Source organism: Kitasatospora sp. NPDC058032, from assembly GCF_042885845.1.
Taxonomy (GTDB): Bacteria; Actinomycetota; Actinomycetes; order Streptomycetales; family Streptomycetaceae; genus Kitasatospora.
In genome coordinates, this window is the sequence record NZ_JBHVRK010000008.1 from 316,539 (window position 1) to 343,172 (window position 26,634).

Sequence of the window (26,634 nt, forward strand, 5' to 3'; positions counted from 1 at the left end):
CCCCGTTCCGCGCACCCCCGTCCCGCGCGCCGCCCGGGTGCGTCCGGGTGCCCGGGTGCCCGGGTGCCGCCGATACTGCCCGTCTCTTGCCGGGTGAGCTGCCGGTCCGCCCGCCGGATCCTCCCTAGCGTTCTGTCCATCACTCACCGACACAGAGGGTTTGCGCCGTGGACCAGTTGGAGCAGCAGCGCGCAGCGGCCGAACCGGCCGGGCTGGAGGTCGTCGTGTCGACCATGGCCTCGGACTCGCACACCTGGAACCTGGTCTTCCTGCAACTGCTGCTGGAGGAGCTCGGCCACCGGGTCACCAACCTGGGCGCCTGCGTACCGGACGAACTGCTGGTGGCCGAGTGCCGGCGGGCCGCGCCGGACCTCATCGTGCTCAGCAGCGTCAACGGGCACGGCCACCACGACGGCCTGCGGGTGATCCGCGCGCTGCGGGCCTGTCCCGAACTGGGCCGCACGCCCACGGTGATCGGCGGCAAGCTCTCCATCGCCGGCCCCGGTGACCCGGACCGGCAGCGGTCGCTGCTCGCCGCCGGGTTCGACGGGGTCTTCGAGGAGGGCCGGTCGGTCGCCGACTTCCGCGCCTTCGTCGGCTCGCTGCCCACCGCCGGGTCGCCCGGCCCCGTCCTGCCCCTGCCCCTGTCCCTGCCCGTGGCGAGCGTCTCCCGGGTGCTGCGGTGAGCGCCCTCGCCGCCGCCGCGCCCGGCGGCTCCCGCCCCGCCAGAGCCGGCTTCGGCGCCTTCGTCGCCCGGGCCAGGGCCGCCGGCGCGCTGGTGGTCCAGCCCCGGATGGGCATGGCCGACCCGTTGCGGATGCGCGACGGCCTGCTCGCCACCCGGGGCGCGGACGCCGTCACCGTCGGCACCATCACCCTGGACAGCTACACCCGCACCGGTGACCTCGCCGCCGCCCGCCGCGCCTTGGCCGACGGGATCGGGCTGAACGGCTACCCGATCGCCGGCCACCCGGTGGACGTCACCCGGGCGGTGCTGCGGGGGGTCGCCGGCGAGGGCTTCCCGGTGCAGGTCCGGCACGGCTCGGCGCTGCCCGAGCACATCGTCCGCGCGCTGCTCGCGGTCGGCCTGGACGCCACCGAGGGCGGCCCGGTCTCCTACTGCCTGCCCTACAGCCGCACCCCGCTGCGCGAGGCGGTGGAGAGCTGGCGGCGCAGCTGCGAACTGCTCGCCTCGATCCGCGAGTTCGGCGCCGAACCGCACCTGGAGACGTTCGGCGGCTGCCTGATGGGCCAGCTCTGCCCGCCGAGCCTGCTGATCGCGACGAGCCTGCTGGAGGCGCTGTTCTTCCGGCAGCACGGACTGCGCAGCGTCTCGCTCAGCTACGCCCAGCAGCCCGACCCGCGTCAGGACGAGGAGGCGCTCACCGTGCTCGGCCGCCTCGCCGGCGAGCTGCTGCCCGACGTCGACCACCACCTCGTGCTCTACGCCTACATGGGCGTCTTCCCGCGCACGCCCGGCGGCGCCCGGCTGCTGCTGGAGGACGCCGCCCGGCTGGCGGTGCGCACCGGGGCGGCCCGGCTGATCGTGAAGACGACCGCCGAGGCGCACCGGATCCCGACCGTCGCCGAGAACGTCCGGGCGCTGGAGACGGCCGCCGTGGCCGCCAACGCCGAGCCGTCGCGCCCGCCGCTCGCCGTGCCCGACACCGGCATCGAGGCGGAGGCGCGGGCCCTGATCGGCGCCGTGCTGGAGCTGGACGCCGACATCGGCCGGGCCCTGGTGCGCGCCTTCGCGGCCGGCTACCTGGACGTGCCCTACTGCCTGCACCCCGACAACGCCGGCCGGGCCCGCAGCTCGCTCGGCCCGGACGGGCGGCTGCACTGGTCGGACGTCGGCTCGATGCCGATCGCCGGCCTGTCCGGCGGCCCGCGTCCGCCGATCCTCGGCTCCTCCGACCTGCTCGGCGCGCTCTCCCACCTCCAGTGGAGCTACGACAGCCGCGCCGCCGACACCCCGGAACCCGCCCGAACACCCGCCGCACCACGAGAGTTGGGACTCACCACGCCATGACCACCGACGGGCCCACCCCCGCGACCGCCGCCGCGACGCTCCCGGACCCCGGCCGCCACCTGACCTCTCCGACCACCCGCGCCGCGCTCCGGCTCCAGCACCACCTGCTCTCCGCCGCCCGCGAGTACCTGCGCGGCCGGGGCTTCACCGAACTGCTCCCGCCGATCATCGGCCCGGTCACCGACCCCGGTTCGCGCGGCTCCAAGCAGGTCGACGTCGACTTCTATGGCCACCGCTACAAGCTGATGACCAGCGCGATCCTCTACAAGCAGGCCTCGCTGCTGGCCTTCGACAAGATCTTCTGCATCGCGCCGAACGTCCGGCTGGAGCCGCTGGAGACCGCCGGGACCAGCCGCCACCTGGCCGAGTTCCACCAGCTGGACGTCGAGATCGCCGGGGCGAGCCGGGACGACGCCGTCCAGCTGGTGGAGGAGCTGGTGGTGCACATGGTCGGCAGCGCGGTGCGCGAGCTGCCCAAGGAGTTCGCCGAACTCGGCCGCGACACCGGCGCGTTCGCCGAGCTGCTGAAGGGCTCCTTCGGCCGGATGCGGCACGCCGAGGCGGTCACCGAGCTGCGCGGCCTGGGCCACCCGCAGAGCCCGGACGCCGAACTCGACTGGGCCGGTGAGGCGTTGCTCTCGGCGCGGCGGGACCGGCCGTTCTTCGTCACCGACTACCCCAAGGGCTCGCGCGGCTTCTACGACCGCGAGAACCCCGAGGACCCGGGCCTGCTGCGGAACTTCGACCTCATCGCGGCCGAGGGCTACGGCGAGCTGTGCAGCGGCAGCCAGCGCACCAACGACTACGCCGAGATCGTCACCCGGATGCGCGAGACGGGGGAGAACCCGCAGAAGTACCGCTGGTACCTGGACCTGGTCCGCGAGGGCGTGCCCGGCAGCGCCGGTTTCGGCATCGGCGTCGAGCGGCTGACCCGCTACGTCGCCGGGCTGGACGCGGTCTGGCAGGCCAGCGCCTTCCCCAAGGTGGCCGGGGTGGTGTCGCCGTGAGCGACCTGAGCGCACCCGGTTTCCCGGAGGAGGAGGTCCGGCAGCGGGCCCGGGCCGGGACGGCGGCGGCCTTCCCGCCGCCCGGCAGCTACGGGCAGGTGCTGTTCGGCGCCGAGCGCCCGGCCGGCGGCGCCGGGTCGGCGGACGCGCCGGACGCCCTGGACGCGCTGCGGATCGTGCCGCCGGTGTTCGTGCCGCAGCGGCTGGCCAAGCTGATCGACCTGGGCCGCGAACCCGACTACCGGGACGTCGAACTCACCACCGCCATCGGCGGGTTCACCTCAGCCCTGCCGGTCTACGTGTCCGCGACCGGTTCCACCCGGGCGGCCGGCGGGGACCTCGGTCTGGCGCTCAGCCGGCAGGCGGGCGCGCTCGGCCTGCCGATGGTGATCGGGGAGAACGTCGTCCCGGTGAACGGCTACGGCCGGCTCGGCGAGGCCGCCGACCGGGCGCTGCTCGGCCGGCTGCGCGCCTATGCGGAGCAACTCCCCGACGGGCTGGGCGGGGTGGCCGTCCAGCAGTCCACCGAGGACGCCGACGCCGAGGTGTGGAACCTCCTCTACAGCGACCCGGCGGCCCTGCCGCTGCTCGAATCCGGGCGCCTGGCCTTCGAGTTGAAGGTCGGACAGGGAGCGAAGCCGGGACTCGGCGGGATGACCGTGCTGGACGCCGAGGCCGCCGCCCGGCTCGGCGACCGCTACGGCCTCGACCCGGTCTTCGGCGAGGACGGCCGGGTGCTGCGGGCCAGTACGCCGGGCACCTTCACGGCCGAGATCCTGCGCCAGCAGGTCCGGCTGATGCGCAACAACTTCCCCCGCGCCCGGGTCTGGGTGAAGCTCCACCCGGGCCGGGACGTCGCCGAGGCCGCCCGGGTGGCCGCCGAGGCGGGCGCGGACGCCGTCACCGTGGACGGCGCGGAGGGCGGTACCGGCTGGGCGCCGGGCGCCTTCCCGGCGCAGGTCGGGCTGCCGCTGGCGGAGTGCCTGCGCCGGCTGGCGGCCGCCGGGCCGCCGCCCTGCCTGCTGGTCTCGGGGCGGATGTGGGAGGGCGGCCGGGCGGTCAAGAGCCTGGCGCTGGGCGCCCGTGCGGTGGGCCTGGGCCGGGCGGCCCTGCTGGCCGCCGCCGAGGATCCGCAGGCCGGGCTGATCCGCTTCACCGACTGCCTCGCGCTCGAACTGCGGCTGCTGATCAGCGCGCTCGGGAAGTACTCGCCGGCCGCGGTGGACCGCGCCGACGTGTGGTCCCCGGAATTCCCCGGGTAGTTCCGGGCCGCCCGAAAACCGAAGAGAGCGAATTTCCGCAGAGCCCGCCGAGGCGCCCCCGTGCGCCCCGGCGGGCCGGTCGCGTTTCGCCAACTCCCGTCTAGCAAGCGGCAGTTGAAACTGCCGATGGTCTTCCGGGAGTTCTGCCGATCGGCGCCGGAAAGCCGCCCTATCGTCGAGATCACTGCCCGCAGCGTCGTCAATTCATCGGGGTTGGATGATGGAATCTAGCGGTTTCCCCTTCATATCCGTCGCGCGCCGGTTCCCGGACCGGCCGGCCGTACGGCTCGGCGGCCGGACCGTCCGCTACCGCGAGCTGGACGAACTGAGCGGCGCCCTCGCGGCCCGGATCGCCCCCGGGCGGACGGTGGCCGTCACCGGCCGCGACCGGCTGGACCACCTGGTCGGCATGCTCGCCGCCCTGCGCGCCGGGGCCACCTGCCTGCCGCTGGACCGGGAGGCCCCGGAGGAGCGCAACCGCTGGATCCGCGAGGACGCCGGCGCCACCCTCGCCCTGGTCGACGGCGAACTCATCGAGCTCGCACCGTCCGGCGACGCACCGTCCGGCGACGCACCGTCCGGCGACGCACCGTCCGGCGACGCCGCGGCCGTACCCGCCCCCGGCTACCTCATCTACACCTCCGGCACCACCGGCCGCCCCAAGGGCGTGCACGTGCCGCTCGCCGCGCTGACCGGGCACCTGGCGGCGGCCGTCGACCGCTTCGGCCTGACCGCCGACGACATCGTGCTGCACCTCGCCCGCCCCACCGTCGACGTGGCCGTGGAACAGACGCTCACCAGCCTGTCCGCCGGCGCCTGCCTGCTCGTGCCCGAGCAGCAGCTGCTCGGCCCGGACGCCCTGCTGGACCTGCTGGACGCCGAGGGCGTCACCGTGGCCAACCTCGCCGCCGGCTACTTCCAGGAGGTGGTGACGGCGCTGCGCGCCCGGGGCCGCGCCCCGCGCACCCTGCGCCTGATGATCTCCGGCAGCGACCGGCTCTACCCGGACACCGCCGCCGGCTGGTGGGCCGCCACCGGCGTGCCGCTGCTCAACGCCTACGGGCCCACCGAGACCGTGATCACCGCCACCGTCCACGAGCTGTCCGGTGCCACCCGGGCCGCGGACACCACCGACGTCGTCCCGATCGGCACCCCGCTCGGCGAGCGCCGCGCCTATGTGCTGGACGACCGGCTGCGCCCGGTCACCGCCCCCGGCGAGGCCGGCGAGCTGTACCTCGGCGGGCCGCTGCTCGCCTCCGGCTACCACGGCCGCCCGGGCCTGACGGCGGGCCGGTTCGTCGCCGACCCGTTCGCGCCCGAGCCGGGCGCCCGGATGTACCGCACCGGCGACGTCGTGCGCCGTGAGGGCCCGGACGCCCCGCTGGAGTTCGTCGGCCGGGCCGACCACCAGCTGAAGATCCGCGGCTTCCGGGTCGAGCCCGGCGAGATCGAGCAGCTGCTCGCCGCCCACCCCGGCGTCGCCGCCGCCGTGGTCGTCGCCCACGAGGGCCGGCTCGCCGGCTACGTCACCGGCGGCGCCCCGGACCCCGCCGCGCTCCGCGCCCACCTGGCCGAGCGGCTGCCCGAGCACATGGTCCCCGCCACCGTCACCGTGCTGGACGCCTTCCCGCTGACCGCCGGGGGCAAGATCGACCGCGCCGCCCTGCCCGAACCGCGCTCCACGCCCGCCGCCGCCCCGGCCGGCCGCCCGCTGCGCACTCCCGCCGAGCAGCTGATCGCCGCCGTCTGGGCGGACGTGCTGGGTGTGCCCGAGGTCGGCGCCGACGACAACTTCTTCCACCTGGGCGGCGATTCGCTCACCGCCGTGCGTGTGGTCGGCCGGGTCTTCGACGTCTTCGGCATGATCTCCCCGTACACCATCTTCGACGCGCCGACGCTGGCCGAGTTCGCCGCCGCCGTCACTGCCTCCGCCGGTGGCGAGCGCCCGCCGCTGGCCCGGGCCGGGGCCGTCTCGGCGCCGCTGTCCCCGTACCAGCGCGGCCTCTGGTTCCTCGACCAGTGGAACCCGGAGGCGCCGACCTACATCGTGCCCTGGGTGTTCCGCTTCGCCGGCCCGGTCGACCCGGAGCTGCTGCGGCGGGCGCTGGAGGGCGTGGTGGCACGGCACGAGGCGCTGCGCACCACCTTCGAGTTGGCCGACGACGGCCCGCGCCAGCTGATCCACCCCGCCGTGGAGGTGCCGTTCACGGTGACCGACACCGAGGCCGGACGGGTCGACGCCCTGGTCGCCGAGGCCGCCCTGGTCCCCTTCGACCTGGAGCGCGGGCCGCTGCTGCGCGCCCACCTCTACCGCACCGGTGCCACCGCCACCCTGCTGCTGCTCTGCCACCACATCGTCTGGGACGAGGGCTCGCTGCCCGTCCTGGAGGGCGAACTCGCCGCCCTGTACGAGGCACTGGCCGCCGGCCGCCCGGCCGAGCTGCCCGGGCCCGCCGTCCAGTACGCCGACTACAGCGCCTGGCTGTACGAGGACCCGGAGCACGCCGAACGCCAACTCGCCCACTGGCGCGAGCACCTGGCCGACGCCCCGACCGAGCCCGCGCTGCCCACCGACCACCCCCGGCCCGAAGTGCAGGGCTTCCGCGGCGACTTCCACCGCTTCGCGATGCCGCGCCCGGTCGCCGAGGCCGTCCGCGCGCTGGCCCGCAGCGAGGACGCCACCCCGTTCATGGTGCTGCTGGCCGGCCTCGCACTCACCCTGCACCGCCGCACCGGGCAGCGCGACCTGGTGCTCGGCTCCCCGGTGAGCGTCCGCGGCCGGGCCGAACTCGACGCCCTGGTCGGCTACTTCGTCAACCTGCTGCCGCTGCGGGTGCGGATCGACGAGTCCATGGACTTCCGCGAGCTGGTCCGGCACGTCCGCGAGGTGGCGATCGCCGGCTACCGCCACCAGGAGGCGCCGTTCGACGACATCGCGGCGAGCGTCCTGGAAGGCCGCGAGGACGACCGCGCCGAGAACCGCAACCCGCTCTGCCAGGTGCTGCTGGAACTGCACCCGCTGGACACCCGCCCGCTGACAGTCGGCGGCTTCGAGGTGACCCGGGAGCTGTACTCCAACCCGGTCTCCCGCTTCGACCTGTCGATCTCCGTCGACGACCGGGGCACCGACTTCACCGGCCGCTTCGAGTACGACTCCGACCTGTTCGATCCCGCCACCATGGCCGAGCTGTGCGAGGCCTGGCTCGGCACCCTGGCCACCGCCGTCGAGTCGCCCGTGCACGCCCTGTTCGAGGCCCGGGCCGCCGCCGCCCCGGACGCGCTCGCCCTCGTCTCCGGCGACCAGCGGCTCGGCTACGGCGAGCTGAACACCCGGGCCAACCGGCTCGCCCACCACCTGGCCGAGGCCGGGACCGGCCGCGGCGACACCGTCGCCGTGCTGGTCGAGCGCGGACCGGACCTGGTGGTCGCGCTGCTCGCCGCGCTCAAGACCGGCGCCGCCTACACCCTGCTCGACCCGGACTTCCCGGCCGAGCGGCTGGCCGGCGCGGTCGCCGACTGCGGGGCCTCGCTGCTGGTCACCCACCGCCGCGCGAGCCCGCCGTTCCCCATCGCCCGCCACCTCGACCTGGACGCCGAGGCCGCCGCCGTCGCGGCCCGTCCCGGCCACGACCAGGGCGTGCCGGTCACCGGCGACGACCTCGCCTGCGTGATGTTCACCTCCGGCTCCACCGGCCGCCCCAAGGGCGCCGCCGTGCCGCACCGCGCGCTCACCACCACCTACCTCGGCCAGGACTACGCCCGCTTCGGCCCCGACGAGGTCTGGCTGCAGTGCTCCCCGGTCTCCTGGGACGCCTTCGCCCTGGAGCTGTACGGCGCGCTCGCCTTCGGCGGCGTCTGCGTGCTGCAGCCCGGCCAGCGGCCCGACCCGCAGGCCATCGCCGAGCTGACCCGGCGCCACGGCGTCACCCAGCTCCAGCTCTCCGCCAGCCTGTTCAACTTCCTGCTGGAGGAGTTCCCGGAGACCTACGACGACCTCAAGGTGGCCTTCACGGCCGGCGAGCGGGCCTCCGTCACCCACGTCGGCAAGGCGCTCGGCCAGTACCCGGACCTGGTGGTCGCCAACGGCTACGGCCCGGTGGAGAGCCTGGGCCTGACCACCTGCCACCGGGCCACCGCCGAGGACGCCGCCGGCGCCGCCATCCCGATCGGCCGCCCGCTGCACGGCAAGGCCGTGCACGTCCTGGACGAGCGGCTGGAGCCCGTCCCCGACGGCACCACCGGCGAGCTCTACGCGGCCGGCGGCGGCCTCGCCCACGGCTACGTCGGCCGGCCCGGGCTGACCGCCCAGCGCTTCGTCGCCTCCCCGTTCGGCGTCCCCGGCGAGCGGCTCTACCGCACCGGCGACCTCGGCCACCGGCGCCCGGACGGGCTGCTGGAGATCACCGGCCGGATCGACGACCAGGTCAAGGTCCGCGGCTTCCGGGTCGAGCCCGGCGAGATCGAGGACGCGCTGACCCGCCACCCCGCCGTCCGGGAGGCCGCCGTCACCGTGCACGAGCCCGCCCCCGGCGACCACCGGCTCGCCGCCTACGTCACGCTCGACCCGGGCGCCGGCGGGGCCGGTCCGGAGGCGCTGCTGGACCACCTGGCCGGGCTGCTGCCCGAGCACATGGTGCCCGCCACCCTCGACGTGCTGGACGCGCTGCCGCTCAACCCCAACGGCAAGGTCGACCGCAGGGCCCTGCCGGCCCCCGCCGAGCGCCGCGCCGCCGCCCCGGCCGACCCGCTCACCCCGCACCAGCGGCTGGTCGCCGACGCCGTCCGGGCCGTCCTGGCCCTGCCGGAGGACCTCGGGCCGGACGCCAACTTCTTCCGCATCGGCGGCAATTCGCTGGCCGCCGTGCGGGTCGCGATGAAGCTCTCGCAGCAGACCGGGACCCGGGTCCCGCCGCAGGTGGTGTTCCGCGGCCGCACCGTGGGCGCCATCGCCGAACGGCTGGCCTCGTGATGACGGCCCGCCCCGACACCCGCCCCCCGACCGTCCCCGATACCCGTCCCGACACCCGCCCCGACACCCGTCCCGACACCCGTCCGACCGGAAGGAGCGAGGCCGTGAGCCCGTCCGCCGACCCCGGGACCGCGCCGGCCCGCACCGCGCCGGCCCGCACCGCGCCCGTCTCGGGCCTCCAGCGCGGCCTCTGGTTCCTCGACCGCCTGAACCCGCGGGCCGTCACCTACACCACCCCCTGGACGTACGACGTCACCGGTCCGCTCGACCTCGCCCTGCTCGCCCGGGCCCTGGACGCCGTCACCGCCCGCCAGGAGGTGCTGCGCACCACCTTCGCCCTGCACCCCGACGGGCCGCGCCAGACCGTCCACGACACCCTCGCCGTGCCGCTCGCCGTTTCCGATCTGCGGTCCCTCCCCGAGGCCGAACGGGCTGCCCGAGCCGAGGAGTTGATCGCCGAACGGGCCGCCGAACCGTTCGACCTCACGGCCGGCCCGCTGCTGCGCGCCGAGGCGGTCCGGCTGGCCGAGGAGCGCACCACCCTGCTGTTCGTCGTCCACCACATCATCTGGGACGGCTGGTCCGCCGAGCTCTTCGAGCGCGAACTCGCCGAGTCCTACCGGGCGTTGGCCGAGCAGCGGACCCCGGACCTGCCGGCTCTCACCACCGGGTACGCCGACTGGGCCGAGGAGGAGCGGCACACCTCCTACGAGGAGCACCTCGCCTACTGGAAGGACCGCCTCGACGGCGCCCCCGCCCTGCTCGACCTGCCCGGCGACCGCCCCCGGCCCGCCCAGCGCGGCGAGCGCGGCGCCACCGAGCACTTCGGCCTCGCCCCCGGCACCGCCGCCCGCGTCCGGGCGCTGGCCGAACAGGAGGGAGCCACCCCGTTCACCGTCCAGCTGGCCGCCTTCGCGCTGCTGCTGAACCGCTGGACCGGCGCCGACGACCTGCTCGTCGGCACCCCGGTCACCACCCGCAACCGCCCCGAACTCGCCGACCTGCTCGGCTACTTCGTCAACCTGCTGCCGCTGCGCATCCGGCTCGCCCCGGACGCCACCTTCCGTACGCTGGTCACCGACCTCCAGGACGGCGCCTTCGACGCCTTCGGTTACCTCGACGTGCCGTTCGACCAGCTGGTCGACCACCTCGGCATCGCCCGCACCCCGCAGCACCCGCCGCTGGTCCAGGTGGTGTTCGGCGCCCACGGCGAGGACGACGCCCCGCTCGCCCTCGGCGCCGCCACCGCCCGGCGCACCGTCCGCTCCAACGGCACCAGCAAGTTCGACCTGACCTGGTCCGTCTTCGAACCCGCCGAGGAGGGCGGCGGCGGGCTGCGCGGCGAGGCCGAGTACAGCACCGACCTCTTCGACGCGGCCACCGTCCGCCGGCTCGCCGCCGACTACGCGGCCCTGCTGGACGCCGCCCTCGCCGACCCCGACGCCACCGTGCTGCGGCTCACCGCCGCCCCCGCGGCCGGGCAGCGGCCCCGCCCCGCCCGGCTCGAGCCCGGACACTGCCTGCACCACCTCTTCGAGCGGGCCGTCGACGAGCACGGTACGCGGCCGGCCGTCGACGACGGCGACGAGAGTCTGGACTACGCCGAACTCGACCGCCGCGCCAACCGGTTGGCGCACGCCCTGCGCGCCCTGGGGGTGCGCCCCGGCGACCGGGTCGGCCTGCTGCTGGAACGCACCGTCGCCGTCCCCGTGGCGATCCTCGCCGTCCTCAAGACCGGCGCCGCCTACGTGCCCGTGGACCTCGCCGCCCCCGCCGACCGGGCCGCCCTGGTCTTCGGCGACACCGCCGTCACCGCCGTCCTCACCGACCGCCCCGACCGAGCCCCCGACGGTCCCTGGCAGACCCTCGACCTCACCGCGCGGGCCGCCGAGATCGCCGCCCACCCCGACACCCGTCCGCCCGCCGCCGGCCGACCCGGCGACCTCGCCTACCTGATCTTCACCTCCGGCTCCACCGGCCGCCCCAAGGGCGTCGGCGTCGCCCACGAGCACGTCAGCCGCCTGCTCGACTCCGGCCGCGACCACTTCGGCTTCGGCCCCGGCACCACCTGGACGCTCTTCCACAGCTACGCCTTCGACTGGACCGTCTGGGAGCTGTGGGGCGCGCTGCTGCACGGCGCCCGCCTGGTCGTCGTGCCCTACCTGACCAGCCGCTCGCCCGAGGAGTTCGCCGCACTCCTCGACGAGCGGAGCGTCACCCACCTGTGCCTCACCCCGTCCGCGCTGCGCCAGCTCGAACCGGCCCTGCGCCGCCGCCCCCGCGAACTTCCCGCACTGCGCTGGATCATGCTCGGCGGCGAGGCCCTGGACCCCGGCGTCGTCCAGCGCTGGCACGACCTCGACCCGCTGCCGCCCGCCCGGCTCTGCAACCTCTACGGCATCACCGAGACCACCGTCCACGTCACGATCCACGACGTCGCCGAGGGCGGCGCGGGCTTCGAACGCAGCCTCATCGGCGAGCCCATGCCGCACCTCACCGCGGCCGTCCTGGACGACTGGCTGCGCCCCTGCCCGCCCGGCGTCCCCGGCGAGCTGTACATCGGCGGCGGCAGCCTCGCCCACGGCTACTGGGGCCGCCCCGGCCTCACCGCCGGCCGCTTCGTCGCCGACCCCACCGGCCCGCCCGGCGCCCGCCTCTACCGCACCGGCGACGTCGCCAAGCGGCTGCCGGACGGCGGCCTGGAGTACGTCGGCCGCGCCGACTTCCAGGTCAAGCTGCGCGGCTTCCGGATCGAGCTCGGCGAGATCGAGAGCGCCCTCGCCGCCCATCCCGACGTCGACGCCTGCGTGGTGACCGTCCACGACGACCGGCTCGCCGCCTACGTCACCGGCCGCGCCCCCGAGGACCTGCGCGGCTTCCTCGGCCGCTCGCTGCCCGCGTACATGGTCCCGGCGAGCGTCACCGTGCTGGACGCGCTGCCGCTCACCGTCAACGGCAAGGTCGACCGGGCCGCGCTGCCCGCCCCCGGCCGCGCCGCGCCCGAACGGGCCGGCCGACACGTCGAACCGCGCACCCCCGAGGAGGAGCTGTTCGCCGCGGTCTGGACGGAGGTGCTCGGGGTGCCCGGGATCGGCGTCCACGACGACTTCTTCCACCTCGGCGGCGACTCCATCCGCGCCGTCCAGCTGGCCGGCGCCCTGCACGACCGCGGCTGGCAGCTCTCGCTGCGCGACGTCTTCAACGCGCCGACCGTCGCCGCCCTGCTGCCGCTCGCCCGGCCCGTCGAGGCCGGCCCCGACGCCGGCCGGCCGTTCGCCCTGATCGACGAGGACGACCGCGCCGAGCTGCCGCCCGGCATCGTCGACGCCTACCCGATGGTCTCCATGCAGCTGTCGATGGTCTTCCACATGGAGGTCGCCGGCGGCACCGACAGCTACCACAACGTCAACTCCTACCGCTTCGGCGGCGAACTCGACGAGACCGCGCTGCGCCGCTCCGTCAACGAGGCGATGGCCCGGCACGCCGTGCTGCGCACCGGACTCGACCTCTCCGGCTACGGCGAACCGCTGCAGCTGGTGCACGGCACCCTGCCCGCCCCGGTGGAGTTCGCCGATCTGCGCGGGCGCAGCGAGCAGGAGCAGGACGCCGCGATCCGGGCCGTCTTCGCGCACCACCGCGACCGGCCGTTCGACCTCACCGCGCCCCCGCTGTTCCGGATCACCGTGCAGCGCCTGGCCGCCGACGCCTTCCAGCTCACCATCTCCGAGCACCACGCGATCCTCGACGGCTGGAGCTTCACCTCCCTGCTGACCGAGATCCTCGAACGGCACGCCGCGCTCGCCGCCGACCCGGTCTCCGCGCCCACCCCGCCGCCGCGCACCGCCTTCCGCGACTTCGTGGCCGTCGAACGGGCCGCGGCGGCCGACCGGGACTCGCTCGCCTACTGGCACCAGCGGCTCGACGGCGCCACCGGCCAGCTCTGGCCGGGCAGCGAGGACGTCCACGAGCTGCCGCGCACCGTCGAGCGGGTGCTGCCGGACGCGCCCGGGCAGCTGCGGGCCGTCGCCGACGCGCTGGTCGTCCCGGTCAAGTCCGTCGCGCTCGCCGCCCATCTGCACGCCCTCGCCCGCATCACCGGACGGCGCCGGGTCACCACCGGGCTGGCGATGAACGGCCGCCTCGAACGGCTCGGCGGCACCGAGGTGTACGGGCTCTTCCTCAACACCGTCCCGCTGGTCGCCGAACCGGGCGAGGACCTGGCCGCGCTGGTGCGCCACGTGCACCGCGAAGAGCTGGACATGATGCCGCACCGCCGGGTGCCGTTCGCCCGGCTGGCCCGGATGATGGCCGACACCGCGCTCGACAGCCAGTTCGGCTACCTGCGCTTCCACGCCCTCGGCCGGCTCAGCTCGGCCCGGATCGAGGACGGCCGGATCGGCACCGAACCCACCTACCGGCACGAGCCCAACAGCTTCACCTTCGGCGCCTCGCTGATCCAGGACCCGGTCACCCAACGGGTGCTGCTCGCCGTGGACCACCAGCGGGCGCTGGTCGACGACGCCACGGCGGAGGAGTTCATGGACGCCTACGCGGCGGCCCTGGCCGGCCTGGCCGCCGGGATCTGACGGGGCGGCGCCGGGCCCGATCGCGGGCAGCCTTCCGGGCCCGGCCGCCCCTCCCACCCCCCGACGTCGAGCACCGCCGTTCCCCCTTCCTTCCGCCCTTCACCGAGGAGTACCCCGCCATGACCACGTTCGCGGAGCCGGCCACCGTCGCCCCGTCCACCGTCGCCGTTACCGCCACCGTCGCCGCCACCGCCACCGACCTGCTGAGCCGGCTGCGGGCCGCCGTCGCCGCCCACCCCGGCCGCCCCGCCGTGCACGCCGCCGACGGCAGCCTCGACTTCGCCGCCCTGGACCGCCGTACGGCCGGCCTGGCCGCCGCCCTGCGCGCCGCCGGCGTCCGGCGCGGCGACCGGGTCGGCGTCCACCTCGCCCGCACCCTCGACCTGCCGGTCGCGCTGCTCGCCGTCTGGCGGGCCGGCGCCGCGTACGTCCCGCTGGACCCGGCCTACCCGGCCGAGCGGATCGCCTTCATGGCCGCCGACGCCCGGCTCACCGCCGTGGTCAGCGCCGACGCGGCGCCGCCGGTCCCGGCCGGGGTGGCGGTGCTGCGCCCGGACGCCGAGGCACCCGCCGTCGCCCTGGACGCCCCGCACCCGCTGGACCCCGCCTACGTCATCTACACCTCCGGCTCCACCGGCCGCCCCAAGGGCGTCGAGGTGCCGCACGCCGCCGTCGCCGACCTCGCCGCCGGCCTGGAGGGGATCGGCGCCTACCGGCCCGAGCCGTCCGTCGTCGCCTGGAACGCCAGCGTCTCCTTCGACGCCTCCGTCCAGCAGTGGATCCGGATCTGCCGGGGCGACACCCTGGTCGTCGTCGACGACGCCCGGCGCGCCGACCCGGCCCGGCTGGCCGAGCTGCTCGCCGAGCACGCCGTCACGGACCTCGACCTGACCCCGTCCCACTGGCAGCTGCTGCGCGAGCCGCTGCTCGGCGGCGACGCGGCCGTCCCGCGCCTGTTCATGGGCGGCGAGCCCGTCCCCGAGCGCACCTGGCGCGAGCTGGCCGACGGCGGCGTCGAGGCGTTCAACCTGTACGGGCCCACCGAGTGCACCGTCGACGCGATCGCCGCCCGGATCACCGGCCCCGGCCCGCACCTGGGCGAGCCGCTGCCCGGCGTCCGGGTGCACCTGCTGGACGAGCGGCTGCTGCCGGTCACCGAGCCCGGCGCGGTCGGCGAGCTGTACCTCGGCGGGCCCGGCCTGGCGCACGGCTACGCCGGGCAGCCGGGGCTGACCGCCGGACGCTTCGTCGCCGACCCGTTCGCCCCCGGCGAGCGCGTGTACCGCACCGGCGACCAGGCCCGCCGCTCCGCCGACGGCCTGCTGGAGTACGTCGGCCGGGTGGACCGGCAGGTCAAGCTGCGCGGCTTCCGGATCGAACTCGGCGAGGTCGAGCACGCGGTCGCGGCGCTGGACGGCGTCACCGCCGCCGCCGTCACCGTGCACGAGCCCGCGCCCGGGGACACCCGCCTCGCCGCCTACGTCACCGGCCCGTCGGCGGACCCCGCCGCCCTGCTCGCCGCGCTGCGCGCCGCCCTGCCCGCGCACCTGGTGCCGGCCACCGTGACCGTGCTCGACGCGCTGCCGCTCACCCCGAACGGCAAGGTCGACCACCGCGCCCTGCCCGCGCCCGTCGCCGAGCCGGCCGCGGCGAGCACCGGCGGGGGAGTGGCGGAGCAGGTCGCCGAGGTGTGGCGCACGGTGCTCGGCGTCCCCGAGGTGCTGCCGACCGACGACTTCCTCACCCTCGGCGGCCACTCGCTCGCCGCGCTGCGCGTCGTCCACCTGCTGCGCCGCAAGCTCAACGTCGAGCTCCAGCTGCGGCACCTGCTGGACGCCGCCGACCTGGCCGCCTTCACCGCCGCCGTCCAGCACGCCACCACCGCCGCCCCGGCCCCCGCCCGCCCCACCCTCACCCCCCGCCGCCCGGCCGTCCGATGACCACCCCGACCACCGACCCCGCCTCCCGTCCGCCCGTCGCGGCCCGGCCGCCGATCAGGCCCCGGCCGCGGCCGGACACCGGTGCCGTGCCGTACCGGCCGGCCCCGGCGCGTGCCCGGGCCGTGCCCGCCACGCGGCCCCGGACCGAGGGGGACTGGTTCCTCCTTCCCGCCCCCCAACCCGCCGGCCCCGTACGGCTGTTCTGCTTCCCGCACGCCGGCGGCGACGCCACCGCCTTCACCCCGCTGGCCCGGGCGCTCGCGCCCGCCGCCGAGGTCTGGGCGCTGCGCCCGCCGGCGCGCGGTGGCCGGAGCCGTGATCCGATGCCCGCCGACTTCGCGGCCCTGGTCGAGGCCGTCGCCGGGGCCCTCGCCCCGCACCTCGGGTCCGGTCGCCGGGCCGCCTTCTACGGGCAGAGCTTCGGTGCCCTGCTCGCCTACGAGGTGGCCCGGGCGCTGCCCGCCGACCGCCGCCCCGAACTGGTGGTGGTGGCCGGGGCGCCCAGCCCCGCCGAGTGGACCGAACGCGAGTCCAAGGACCTCGACGCCGCCGAACTCCTGCGCCTGACCGGCCTGGAGGAGCTGGTCCGGGCCGATCCGGAGCTGGTCGAGCTCGCCCTCGGCGGCATCCGCACCGACCTCGCGGTCAGCGCCACCTACCGGTACCGGCCGCACCCGCCGATCGGCTCCGCGCTGTACGCGCTGGCCGGCGCGGACGACCCGATGCTCGCCACCACCGGCCTCACCGGCTGGGCCGCCCACACCGGGGGCGCCTTCGGTCACCGGGTCCTGCCCGGCGGACACCTGCTCGCCACCGTGGACCGGCCCGGCCCGGTCGATCTCCTGGCCTTCCTGCTGGCCTCCGGGCCGGGGCCGTCGTGGTGACCACCGTCTCCGCCGGTCCCCTCCCGATCCCGCTCTCCGCTTCCCTCCCGACTTCCCTCCCGACCTCCCTCCCGAACGGCCGCCGCCCGGCCGACCCCACCACCACCGAGGAGCAGCCGTCATGGTGACCACCACTTCCGTCGACCTCACCGACCCCGCGCTCTGGGCCCGCCCCGACACCCCGGAACTGGTCGCCGAACTGCGCGCCGCGGCGCCCGTGCACCGCACCGACACCGTCGACGACGGGCCGATCTGGTCGGTGATGACCTACCGGGAGTCGGCCGAGGTGCTGCGCAACGCGGCCGTGTTCAGCTCGGAGTCGGGTTCGCTGCTCGGCGCGGGCGTCGGCAACGTCCCGGTCGGATCGGGCCGGATGATGGCCCTCACCGACCCGCCCCGGCACCGTGAACTGCGGGCCCCCGCGAACCCGTTCTTCTCCAAGGGCGGGGTGCGCGGCGCCTCCCGCTCGATCGCCGATCGGGCCGCCGAGCTCTTCGACCGGGCGGTCGAGCAGGGTGAGGCGGACCTCGTCGACGTGGTCTCCGCGCTGCCGCTGGCCGTCATGTGCGACCTGCTGGACGTCCCCGAGGAGGACCGCGACATGGTGGTCCGGGTCTGCGACGTGGCGTTCCTCGGCGCCACCCCGGAGGAACGCCGGGCCGGGCACCAGCAGTTGATCCCCTACCTGCTGCACCAGGTGATGCTGCGCCGCAGCGACCCGCGCGACGACCTCATCTCGATGATGGCCACCTACAAGGTGAAGGGCCGGCTGCTGCCGGTCGAGGACGTCGTGCTCAACCTGGACAACATCGTGGTCGGCGGCGTCCAGACGGTCCGCCACACCGCCGCGATGGGGCTGCACACCCTGGTCAACCGCCCCGATCTGTGGCGGCGGCTGCAGCGCGGCGAGGTGTCCATGGACTCCGCCGTCGACGAGCTGCTGCGCTGGACCTCGGTCGGGCTGCACACGCTGCGCACCGCCACCCGGGACATCGAGCTGGCCGGGCGGCAGATCCGCCGCGGCGACCGGGTCGCGGTCTGGGTGTGGTCGGCCAACCGCGACCCGGAGGCCTTCGAGGCGCCCGAGGAGATCCGGCTGGACCGCTCGCCCAACAAGCACCTGGCGCTGGGCCTGGGCGCCCACTACTGCATCGGCGCGCCGCTGGCGAAGACCGAGCTGAGCGCGCTGTTCACGGCGGCGCTGGAGAAGGCGTCGGCGATCGAGCCGGCCGGTCCGGCGGAGTTCAACCGCTCGATCATCAACTTCGGCCTGGACCGCTTCCCGGTCCGGCTCACCCCGCGCTGAAGCCCCCGCCGAAGTCCTGCCCGCAGCCCCCGCCGAAGCCCCCGTCGAAGCCCCACCCGACCCCCCGGTTCGACCCCTGCATCGAGGCCCGCGCAGGAGGACGGCAGTCCCGTAACTGCCGCTCTCCTGCCGGGCCTCGTGCCGCTTCCGGGCCCGCCGCGCCCCTACCTTCGAATCACCGCACCACGACCGCCACACCTCACCGAGGAGACCACCGTGAGCAACCCGTTCGAGGACGACAACGCCGGCTACCTCGTCCTGGTCAACGACGAGAACCAGCACTCGCTCTGGCCGGTCTGGATCGACGTGCCGGCCGGCTGGACCACCGTCCACGGCGAGGCCCCCCGCCAGGAGTGCCTGGACTGGATCGAGGCCAACTGGACCGACATCCGCCCGGCCTCGCTGGTCGCAAGCCTCGACGGCCGGTGAGCGCCGCCATGGTCACCTGGGAGCTGAACCCCGGCCGTCCGGCGCTCGCCCACCTGCCGGCCGTCGCCGACCTCGCCGAGGGCACCGCCTGGCTGCGCGCGCACGAGGCCGAGCTGACCGCCGCGCTGCACGAGCACGGCACGATCTTCCTGCGCGGCCTGCCGGTCGCCGCCACCGAGGACGTCGCCGCCGTGCGCGACGTGCTGATCCCCGAGCCCACCCCGTACCGCGAGAAGGCCACCCCGCGCAGCGACTTCGGCAACGGCGTCTTCTCGTCCACCGACCTGCCGCCCGCGCTGCCGATCCGGATGCACAACGAGAACAGCTACACGCTGACCTTCCCCGGCCGGCTGCTGTTCGCCTGCCTGGTCGCCCCGGAGGCCGGCGGCGCCACCCCGACGGCGGACGTCCGCAAGGTGCTCGCCGCGCTGCCGCCGCACCTGGCCGAGCGCGGCCGGACCTCCGGCTGGACGCTGAACCGCAGCTACTCGGACTACGTCTCGCTCGGCTGGCGGACCGCCTTCGCCACCGAGGACCGCGCCGAGGTCGAGCGCTACTGCCGGGAGAACGGCATCTCCTGGGAGTGGACGGCGGACGGCAACCTGCGCACCAGCCAGCTGCGGCCGGCCACCATCCACCACCCGCACACCGGCGAGGAGGCCTGGTTCAACCACCTGGCCTTCTGGAGCGAGTGGTCGCTGGACCCGGACATCCGGGAGGCCATGGTCGAGGAGTTCGGCCCGGACGGCCTGCCGTTCAACACCGGTTTCGGGGACGGCGAGCCGCTCACCCGCGAGGACGTCGACGCGCTGAACGCCGCCTACGAGGCCGCCACCGTGCGCGAGACCTGGCAGGTCGGCGACGTGATGCTGGTGGACAACGTGCTCTGCGCGCACGGCCGCGACCCGTACCGCGGCGACCGGAGGATCGCCGTCGCGATGGGCCGCCCGGTCGACGTCCTCGACTGCCGCCCCTCGGTCCTGCCGACCACCGCCGTCGCCGCGTGACGGCGCCCTCCACCCGCCCGTGACGTGAGCAGAGGAAGCACCGTGATCCCGGTTTCGTACGCACAACAGCGTCTGTGGCTGATCGACCAGATCGAAGGGCCGACCGCGCTCTACAACCTGCCGTTCGCGGTCCGCCTGCGCGGCCCGCTCGACACCGCCGCGCTGCGCGCCGCGACGGCGGACGTGGTCGCCCGGCACGAGGCCCTGCGCACGGTGTTCCCGGTGGACGGGGAGGGCGTGCCGGTGCAGCACATCCTGCCGTCGGCGGAGGCGGAGATCGCCTTCGCGACGGTGGAGTGCGCACCGGCCGACTACCCGGCCCTGCGGGACGCGGAAGCCGCCCACACCTTCGACCTGAGCACCGAACTCCCCATCCGGGTCACGGTCTTCTCGCTCACCCCGTCCGACGGTCCGACCCCCGAGCACGTGCTGCTCGTGGTGCTGCACCACATCGCCGGCGACGGCTGGTCGCTCGGCCCGCTGCTGCGCGACCTCGCCGCCGGCTACACCGCCCGGCTCGCGGCCACCGAGCCGCTGTGGGAGCCGCTGCCGGTCCAGTACGCCGACTACGCCCTGTGGCAGCGCGAGCTGCTCGGCGACGAGTCCGACCCCTACAGCCTGATGAGCCGTCAGCTCGACCACTGGAGAGGCGTGCTGTCCGGCCTGCCGGAGGAGCTGGAGCTCCCGGCGGACCGCCCCCGCCCGCCGGTGCCGACCGGCGCCGCCGACGCCGTCCCGTTCACCCTCGCCCCCGAGCTGCACGCCGCGCTCGCCGAGCTGGCCCGCGGCCACCGCGCCACCCTGTTCGCCGTCCTCCAGGCCGGCCTGGCCGCGCTGTTCACCCGGCTCGGCGCCGGCACCGACATCCCGCTCGGCACCGGTGTGGCCGGCCGCTCCGACGAGGCGCTGAGCGACCTGGTCGGCTTCTTCGTCAACACCCTGGTGCTGCGCACCGACACGTCCGGCGACCCGTCCTTCAGCGAACTCCTGGGCCGCGTCCGGGAGTCCCAGCTGGACGCCTTCGCCCACCAGGACGTGCCGTTCGAGCGGCTGGTCGAGGAGGTCAACCCGGCCCGCGCGCTCGGCCGCCACCCGCTGTTCCAGACCCTGCTGGTGCTGCAGAACCACGAGGAGGGCGAACTCGGCCTGCCCGGCGTCGAGTCGGCGCCCGAGCCGCTCGGCCTGCGGGTCGCCAAGTTCGACCTCAACATCGGCGTCACCGAACGCCGCGGCCCCGACGGCGCCCCGGCCGGTCTGGAGGGCTCGGTCGAGTACGCGGCCGACCTCTACGACCGCGCCACCGTCAGCACCCTGTTCGAGCGCTTCGGCCGGCTGCTCGCCGCCGCCGCCGCCGACCCGCTGGCCCCGATCGGCACCCTGGACATCCTCGCCCCCGCGGAGCGCGCCCGCCTCGCCGAGGAGTGGAACGCCACCGCCGCGCCCGTCCGCACCGGCTCGCTGCCCGCCCTGTTCGCGGCCCAGGCGGCCCGCACCCCGGACGCGGTAGCCCTCGCCCACGACGGCGGCGAGGTCGGCTACGCCGAACTCGACGCCCGCGCCAACCGGCTCGCCCACCACCTGATCGGCGTGGGCGTCGGCCCCGAGTCCCCGGTCGCCCTGCTGATGGAGCGCTCGGTGGACCTGGTGGTCGCCACCCTCGCCGTGCTCAAGGCCGGCGGCTGCTACGTGCCGATGCACGCCGGCCTGCCGCCCGAGCGGATGACGGCGCTGCTCGCCGACACCGCCGCGCCCGTCCTGCTCACCGACCGCGCCGAGCCCGGCTTCGCGCACACCGCCACCGTCGTGCGCCCCGGCGACGAGGCCGACGCGCCCGCCCACGACCCCGCGCTGCCCGTCCACCCGGACCGGCTGGCCTACATGATGTTCACCTCCGGCTCGACCGGCACCCCCAAGGGCGTCGCGGTGCGCCACCGCGACGTCGTCGACCTCGCCGACGACCGCCGCTGGCGCGACGGCCGGCACGGGCGGATCCTGCTGCACTCCCCGCACGCCTTCGACGCCGCCACCTACGAGCTGTGGGCGCCGCTGCTGCACGGCGGCACGGTCGTCGTCGCCCCGCCCGGCACCCTGGACGCCGCCGCCCTGCACGCCCTCGCCGTCCGCCACCGGGTCAGCGCGGTCTTCCTCACCAAGGCCCTGTTCGACCTGGTCGCCGAGCAGGCCCCGGAGACCTTCCGCGCCCTGCGCACGGTCTGCACCGGCGGCGAGGCGGCGTCCGGCACCCTGCTGCGCCGGGTCCTGGACCACTGCCCCGACCTGCTGCTCGCCCACGTCTACGGGCCCACCGAGGCCACCACCTTCGCCACCCACCACCACCTGCTGCCCGCCGACCTGGACGGCGCCCGGGCACCGATCGGCCTGCCGCTGGACAACATGCGCGCCCACGTCCTGGACGCCCGCCTCCAGCCGGTGCCGCCCGGGGTCCCCGGCGAGCTGTACATCGCCGGGGCGGGCCTGGCCCGCGGCTACTGGCGCCGGGCCGCGCTGACCGCCGAGCGCTTCGTCGCCGACCCGTACGACAAGGGCGGCCGGATGTACCGCACCGGCGACCTGGTGCGCCGCCGGGCCGACGGCGCGATCGAGTTCCTCGGCCGGATCGACGGCCAGGTCAAGCTGCGCGGCTTCCGGATCGAGCTCGGCGAGATCGAGGCCGCGCTCTCCCGCCACCCCGCCGTCCGCCAGGTGATCGTCGTCCCCCGCGAGGACCGCCCCGGCGACACCCGGCTGGTCGGCTACTGCGCCGTCCTCGACCCCGCCGACGGGCCCGAACTCGCCGCCGAGCTCAAGCGGTTCGCCGCCGACACGCTGCCCGGCTACATGGTGCCGTCCGCCGTCGTGGTGCTGCCCGCCCTGCCGCTGAACGCCAACGGCAAGGTCGACCGCCGCGCCCTGCCCGCCCCCGACCTCGGCGCCGACGCCGACGGCCGCGCCCCGCGCGACGAGCGCGAGCGGGCCCTGTGCACGCTGTTCGGCGAGATCCTCGGCCTCGACGGACTCACCATCGACGACGACTTCTTCGCCCTCGGCGGCCACTCCCTGCTCGCCACCCGCCTGGTCGGCCGGGTGCGCGCCGAGCTGGGCGCCGAACTCGCCATCGGCGACCTCTTCCAGGCCCCGACCGTCGCCGCGCTCGCCGCCCGGATCGCCGGCGCCCCGGCCCGCCCCGCGCTGCGCCCCGAGCCGCGCCCCGAGCACCTGCCGGTCTCCTTCGCCCAGCGCCGCCTCTGGTTCCTCGGCAAGGCCGAGGGCCCCGGCGCCACCTACAACGTCACCCTCGCGCTGCGGCTGACCGGCCCGCTGGACACCGCCGCCCTGGACGCCGCCCTCGGCGACGTCGTCGCCCGCCACGAGTCGCTGCGCACCGTCTTCACCGAACACGACGGCGTGCCCCACCAGCGGGTGCTGGCCGCGCCGCCCGCGCCGCTGCTCACCGTCACCGACCGCCCCGCGCAGGACCTCGTCCACCACACCTTCGACCTGGCGACGGACGTCCCGCTGCACGCCTACCTGCGCCCCGAGGGCCCGCAGGAGCACGTCCTCACCCTGGTGATGCACCACATCGCCAGCGACGGCTGGTCGCTGCGCCCGCTGTTCCGCGACCTCGCCGAGGCCTACACCGCCCGGCTCGCCGGCACCGCGCCGTCCTGGCAGCCGCTGCCGGTCCAGTACGCCGACTACACCCTCTGGCAGTACCGGCTGCTCGGCGCGGACAGCGACCCGCACTCGCTGCTCGCCGACCAGCTCGCCCACTGGCGCGAGGCCCTGGCCGGCCTGCCCGACGAGCTGCCGCTGCCGCTGGACCGCCCGCGCCCGCCGGTGCCCACCCACCGCGGCGACGTCGTCGAGCTGGAACTCGACGCCGCCCTGCACGCCCGGCTCGCCGCCCTGGCCGCCGAGCACGGCGCCACCCTGTTCATGGTGCTCCAGGCCGCCTACGCCACCCTGCTGCACCGCTTCGGGGCCGGCGACGACCTGCCGATCGGCACCCCGCTGGCCGGCCGCCTGGACACCGCCCTGGACGAGCTGGTCGGCTTCTTCGCCAACACCCTGGTGCTGCGCACCGACCTCGGCGGCGCGCCCACCTTCGCCGAGCTGCTGGGCCGGGTCCGGGAGGCCGACCTGGCCGCCTACGCCCACCAGGACGTGCCGTTCGAGCGGCTGGTCGAGGAGCTGAACCCGGCCCGCTCACTGGCCCGGCACCCGCTGTTCCAGGTGATGATCGCCTTCGACAACACCGCCGGCGGCGGCCCCGCCTTCCCCGGCACCCGCGCCGCCTACGAGCCGCTCGGCCTGCCCACCACCGCCTTCGACCTCACCCTCAACCTCTCCGAGCGCCACCACCCGGACGGCAGCCCGGCCGGGCTCTCCGGCGGCCTGGAGTTCGCCGTCGACCTGTTCGACCGTGCCACCGCCGAACGGCTCGCCGCCGCCCTGGTCCACCTGCTCGCCCAGGCCGCCGAGCAGCCGCACCGCCCGGTCGCCGAGCTGGACGTGCTCGGCGCGGCGGGCCACGCGGCGCTCGCCCGCTGGCACGACACCGCCCGCCCCGGCGGCGACGTGCTCGTCCCGGCCGCCTTCGCCGCGCAGGCCGCCGCCACCCCCGGGGCCACCGCGCTGACCTTCGGCGACGTCCGGCTGAGCTACGCCGAACTGGACGCCCGCGCCAACCGGCTCGCCCGGGGCCTGGCCGGCGCCGGGGTCGGACCCGAGTCGCTGGTCGCGCTCGCGCTGCCCCGCTCGGCCGAGTCCGTCGTCGCCGTGCTGGCCGTGCTCAAGGCCGGCGCCGCCTTCCTGCCGCTGGACGCCGAGTACCCGCGCGACCGGCTCGCCCACATGCTCGCCGACGCCCGCCCGGCCGCGGTGCTCAGCACGGACGCCTGGCCGCTGCCCGAGGTGCTGGACGGCCAGACCGTGCTGCCCGCCGACGCCGCCGTCTGGGCCGGGCTGCCCGCCGACGCGCCGCTCCCGCCGATCGGCCCGGAGAACGCCGCCTACGTCATCTACACCTCCGGCTCCACCGGCCGCCCCAAGGGCGTCGTGGTCCGCCACGGCGGCCTCGCCAACCTGCTCGCCTTCCACCGCACCGGCACCGTCGCCGCTGCCGAACAGGCCCACCCCGGGCGGCGGTTCACCTTCGCCCAGACCGGCTCGCTGTCCTTCGACACCGCCCTGGAGTCGCTCCTCTGGATGGTCGCCGGCCATCAGCTCCACCTCGTCGGCGACGAACTGCGCCGCGACACCGCCGCGCTGGTGCACCACCTCGCCCGCACCGGCGCCGACGTGCTCGACGTCACCCCCGGCCACGCCGAGCGGCTGATCGAGGAGGGCCTGCTCGACACCTGCCCGCCCGCCCTGATGATGGTCGGCGGCGAGGCCCTCGGCCAGCAGCTGTGGAGCGCGCTGGACGCCGCGCCCGGCACCGTCGTGCTCAACATGTACGGACCCACCGAGTGCACCGTCGACGCGCTGCACCACCGCCTCGACGGCACCGCGCCCCGCCCGCTGATCGGCCGCCCGCTGCCCAACCTGCGCGCCCACCTGCTGGACGCGCGGCTGCGCCCGGTGCCCGCCGGGGTCCCCGGCGAGCTGTACCTGAGCGGCGCGGGCCTGGCCCGCGGCTACCTCGGCCGCCCGGCGCTGACCGCCGAGCGCTTCGTCGCCGACCCGTCCGCGGACGGCGCCCGGATGTACCGCACCGGCGACCTCGCCCGCCGCCGCCCCGACGGCTCGGTGGAGTTCCTCGGCCGCACCGACCACCAGGTCAAGGTCCGCGGCTTCCGGATCGAACCCGGCGAGATCGAGGCCGTCCTGGCCGCCCACCCCGGCGTGCGGCAGGCCGCCGTGCTGCCGCACCGGGACGACACGGCCGGCACCCGGCTGGTCGCCTACCTGGCCACCGACCCCGGCGCCGACCCGGCCGAGCTGCGCGCCCACGCGGCCGCCGCGCTGCCCGACTACATGGTCCCGGCCGCCTTCGTCACCCTGGAGGCGCTGCCGCTCAACGTCAACGGCAAGCTCGACCGGGCCGCCCTGCCCGCCCCCGACTTCACCGCGAGCACCGGCGGCCGGGCCCCCCGTTCACCCCGCGAGGAGATCCTCTGCGGCCTGTTCGCCGACGTCCTCGGCCTGACCGGCGCCGTCACCGTCGACGACGACTTCTTCGCCCTCGGCGGCCACTCGCTGCTCGCCACCAGGCTGCTCAGCCGGGTCCGCGCCACCCTCGGCGCCGAACTCGGCATCCGGGACGTCTTCGAGGCGCCGACCGTCGCCGGCCTCGCCGAACGCCTGGACGGCGCCGCGGCCCGGCCCGCCCTCGTCGCGGCCCGCCGCCCCGAGCGGCTGCCGCTCTCCTCCGCCCAGCGGCGGCTCTGGCTGATCGACCGGATGGAGGGCCCCAGCGCCCTCTACAACATGCCGCTCGCGCTGCGCCTGACCGGCGAACTCGACCACGCCGCGCTCGGCGCCGCGCTGGCCGACCTCGCCGCCCGGCACGAGAGCCTGCGCACCGTCATCGCCGAGCACGACGGCGAGCCCTACCAGCACATCCTCGCCGAGGCCGCCGTCCCGGTCGAACTCCTCGACTGCGCACCGGAGTCCGTCGAGGCCGAGGTCGACCGCGCGGCCCGCCGCCCGTTCGACCTGGCCGCCGAGCCACCGGTGCGGGCCACCCTGCTCCGGGTCGCCGAGCACGAGCACGTCCTGGTCCTCGCGCTGCACCACATCGCCGGCGACGGCTGGTCGATGGGCCCGCTGCTGCGCGACCTCGCCGAGGCCTACACCCTGCGCCTCGGCGGCGAGCGGCCGGTGCGCGCCCCGCTCGCCGTCCAGTACGCCGACTACGCGCTCTGGCAGCGCGAGCTGCTCGGCGACGAGACCGACCCGCAGAGCCTGCTCTCCCGCCAACTCGCCTACTGGCGCGACACCCTGGCCGACCTCCCGGAGGAGATCGCGCTGCCCGCCGACCGCCCGCGCGGCGCCCGGGCGGGCCACCGCGGCGAGCGCGTCGCCCTGCCGATCGACGCCGAGCTGCACCGCTCGCTGGTAGCGCTCTCCCGCGAGCACCGGGTCACCCTCTTCATGACCTGCCAGGCCGCGTTGGCCGCGCTGCTCACCCGGCTCGGCGCCGGCACCGACGTGCCGATCGGTTCGGTGGTCGCCGGCCGCTCGGACGAGGCGCTGGACGACCTGGTC

The 26,634-nt window shown here is 76.0% G+C and carries 12 protein-coding genes; all 12 read left to right on the plus strand.

Annotated elements, in window-relative coordinates; translation table 11 throughout:
- Nucleotides 1-167: 167 nt before the first annotated feature.
- A complete protein-coding gene (locus ACFVUH_RS16500; protein WP_355371818.1) occupies nucleotides 168-686 on the plus strand; it encodes a cobalamin-dependent protein in 519 nt (172 codons plus the stop codon).
- On the plus strand, nucleotides 683-2,032 hold the full coding sequence (locus ACFVUH_RS16505; RefSeq protein WP_387913868.1) for a methylaspartate mutase: 1,350 nt from the start codon (nucleotides 683-685) through the stop codon (nucleotides 2,030-2,032). The genes ACFVUH_RS16500 and ACFVUH_RS16505 overlap by 4 nt, the downstream gene beginning before the upstream one ends.
- Entirely contained in the window at nucleotides 2,029-3,039 is a 1,011-nt protein-coding gene (locus ACFVUH_RS16510) for an asparagine synthetase A (protein ID WP_387913870.1), read from the plus strand. The genes ACFVUH_RS16505 and ACFVUH_RS16510 overlap by 4 nt, the downstream gene beginning before the upstream one ends.
- A complete protein-coding gene (locus ACFVUH_RS16515) occupies nucleotides 3,036-4,301 on the plus strand; it encodes a glutamate synthase-related protein (protein WP_387913872.1) in 1,266 nt (421 codons plus the stop codon). The genes ACFVUH_RS16510 and ACFVUH_RS16515 overlap by 4 nt, the downstream gene beginning before the upstream one ends.
- 217 nt (nucleotides 4,302-4,518) lie before the next feature.
- The gene (locus tag ACFVUH_RS16520; protein WP_387913874.1) at nucleotides 4,519-9,270 is read left to right on the plus strand and encodes an amino acid adenylation domain-containing protein; all 4,752 of its coding nucleotides are present in this window, start codon (nucleotides 4,519-4,521) and stop codon (nucleotides 9,268-9,270) included.
- 104 nt (nucleotides 9,271-9,374) lie between these two features.
- Nucleotides 9,375-13,856, plus strand: coding sequence for an amino acid adenylation domain-containing protein (locus ACFVUH_RS16525; protein ID WP_387913875.1), 4,482 nt, complete (start codon nucleotides 9,375-9,377; stop codon nucleotides 13,854-13,856).
- Between the two features lie 119 nt (nucleotides 13,857-13,975).
- A complete protein-coding gene (locus tag ACFVUH_RS16530; protein WP_387913878.1) occupies nucleotides 13,976-15,796 on the plus strand; it encodes a non-ribosomal peptide synthetase in 1,821 nt (606 codons plus the stop codon).
- Nucleotides 15,793-16,680 carry a thioesterase II family protein gene (locus tag ACFVUH_RS16535; protein ID WP_387913880.1) on the plus strand — a complete coding sequence of 296 codons (888 nt, stop codon included), beginning with the start codon at nucleotides 15,793-15,795 and terminating at the stop codon, nucleotides 16,678-16,680. The genes ACFVUH_RS16530 and ACFVUH_RS16535 overlap by 4 nt, the downstream gene beginning before the upstream one ends.
- A 121-nt stretch (nucleotides 16,681-16,801) precedes the next feature.
- Nucleotides 16,802-17,986, plus strand: coding sequence for a cytochrome P450 (locus tag ACFVUH_RS16540; protein ID WP_355371842.1), 1,185 nt, complete (start codon nucleotides 16,802-16,804; stop codon nucleotides 17,984-17,986).
- A gap of 216 nt (nucleotides 17,987-18,202) precedes the next feature.
- Nucleotides 18,203-18,415 carry an MbtH family protein gene (locus ACFVUH_RS16545; protein ID WP_355371845.1) on the plus strand — a complete coding sequence of 71 codons (213 nt, stop codon included), beginning with the start codon at nucleotides 18,203-18,205 and terminating at the stop codon, nucleotides 18,413-18,415.
- Nucleotides 18,416-18,423: 8 nt separating this feature from the next.
- Nucleotides 18,424-19,422, plus strand: a complete 999-nt coding sequence (locus tag ACFVUH_RS16550; protein WP_355371904.1) for a TauD/TfdA family dioxygenase — start codon at nucleotides 18,424-18,426, stop codon at nucleotides 19,420-19,422.
- Nucleotides 19,423-19,464: 42 nt separating this feature from the next.
- Nucleotides 19,465-26,634 (plus strand): amino acid adenylation domain-containing protein (locus tag ACFVUH_RS16555; protein ID WP_387913881.1); only part of this gene is annotated, 7,170 nt, incomplete at its 3' end.

Excerpts from the sequence above, each read along its gene's own strand:
- ACFVUH_RS16540 (WP_355371842.1), top strand. The coding sequence starts at position 16,802 with ATGGTGACCACCACTTCCGTCGACCTCACCGACCCCGCGCTCTGGGCC.
- ACFVUH_RS16550 (WP_355371904.1), top strand. The coding sequence starts at position 18,424 with ATGGTCACCTGGGAGCTGAACCCCGGCCGTCCGGCGCTCGCCCACCTG.
- ACFVUH_RS16530 (WP_387913878.1), top strand. The coding sequence starts at position 13,976 with ATGACCACGTTCGCGGAGCCGGCCACCGTCGCCCCGTCCACCGTCGCC.
- ACFVUH_RS16520 (WP_387913874.1), top strand. The coding sequence starts at position 4,519 with ATGATGGAATCTAGCGGTTTCCCCTTCATATCCGTCGCGCGCCGGTTC.
- ACFVUH_RS16535 (WP_387913880.1), top strand. The coding sequence starts at position 15,793 with ATGACCACCCCGACCACCGACCCCGCCTCCCGTCCGCCCGTCGCGGCC.
- ACFVUH_RS16510 (WP_387913870.1), top strand. The coding sequence starts at position 2,029 with ATGACCACCGACGGGCCCACCCCCGCGACCGCCGCCGCGACGCTCCCG.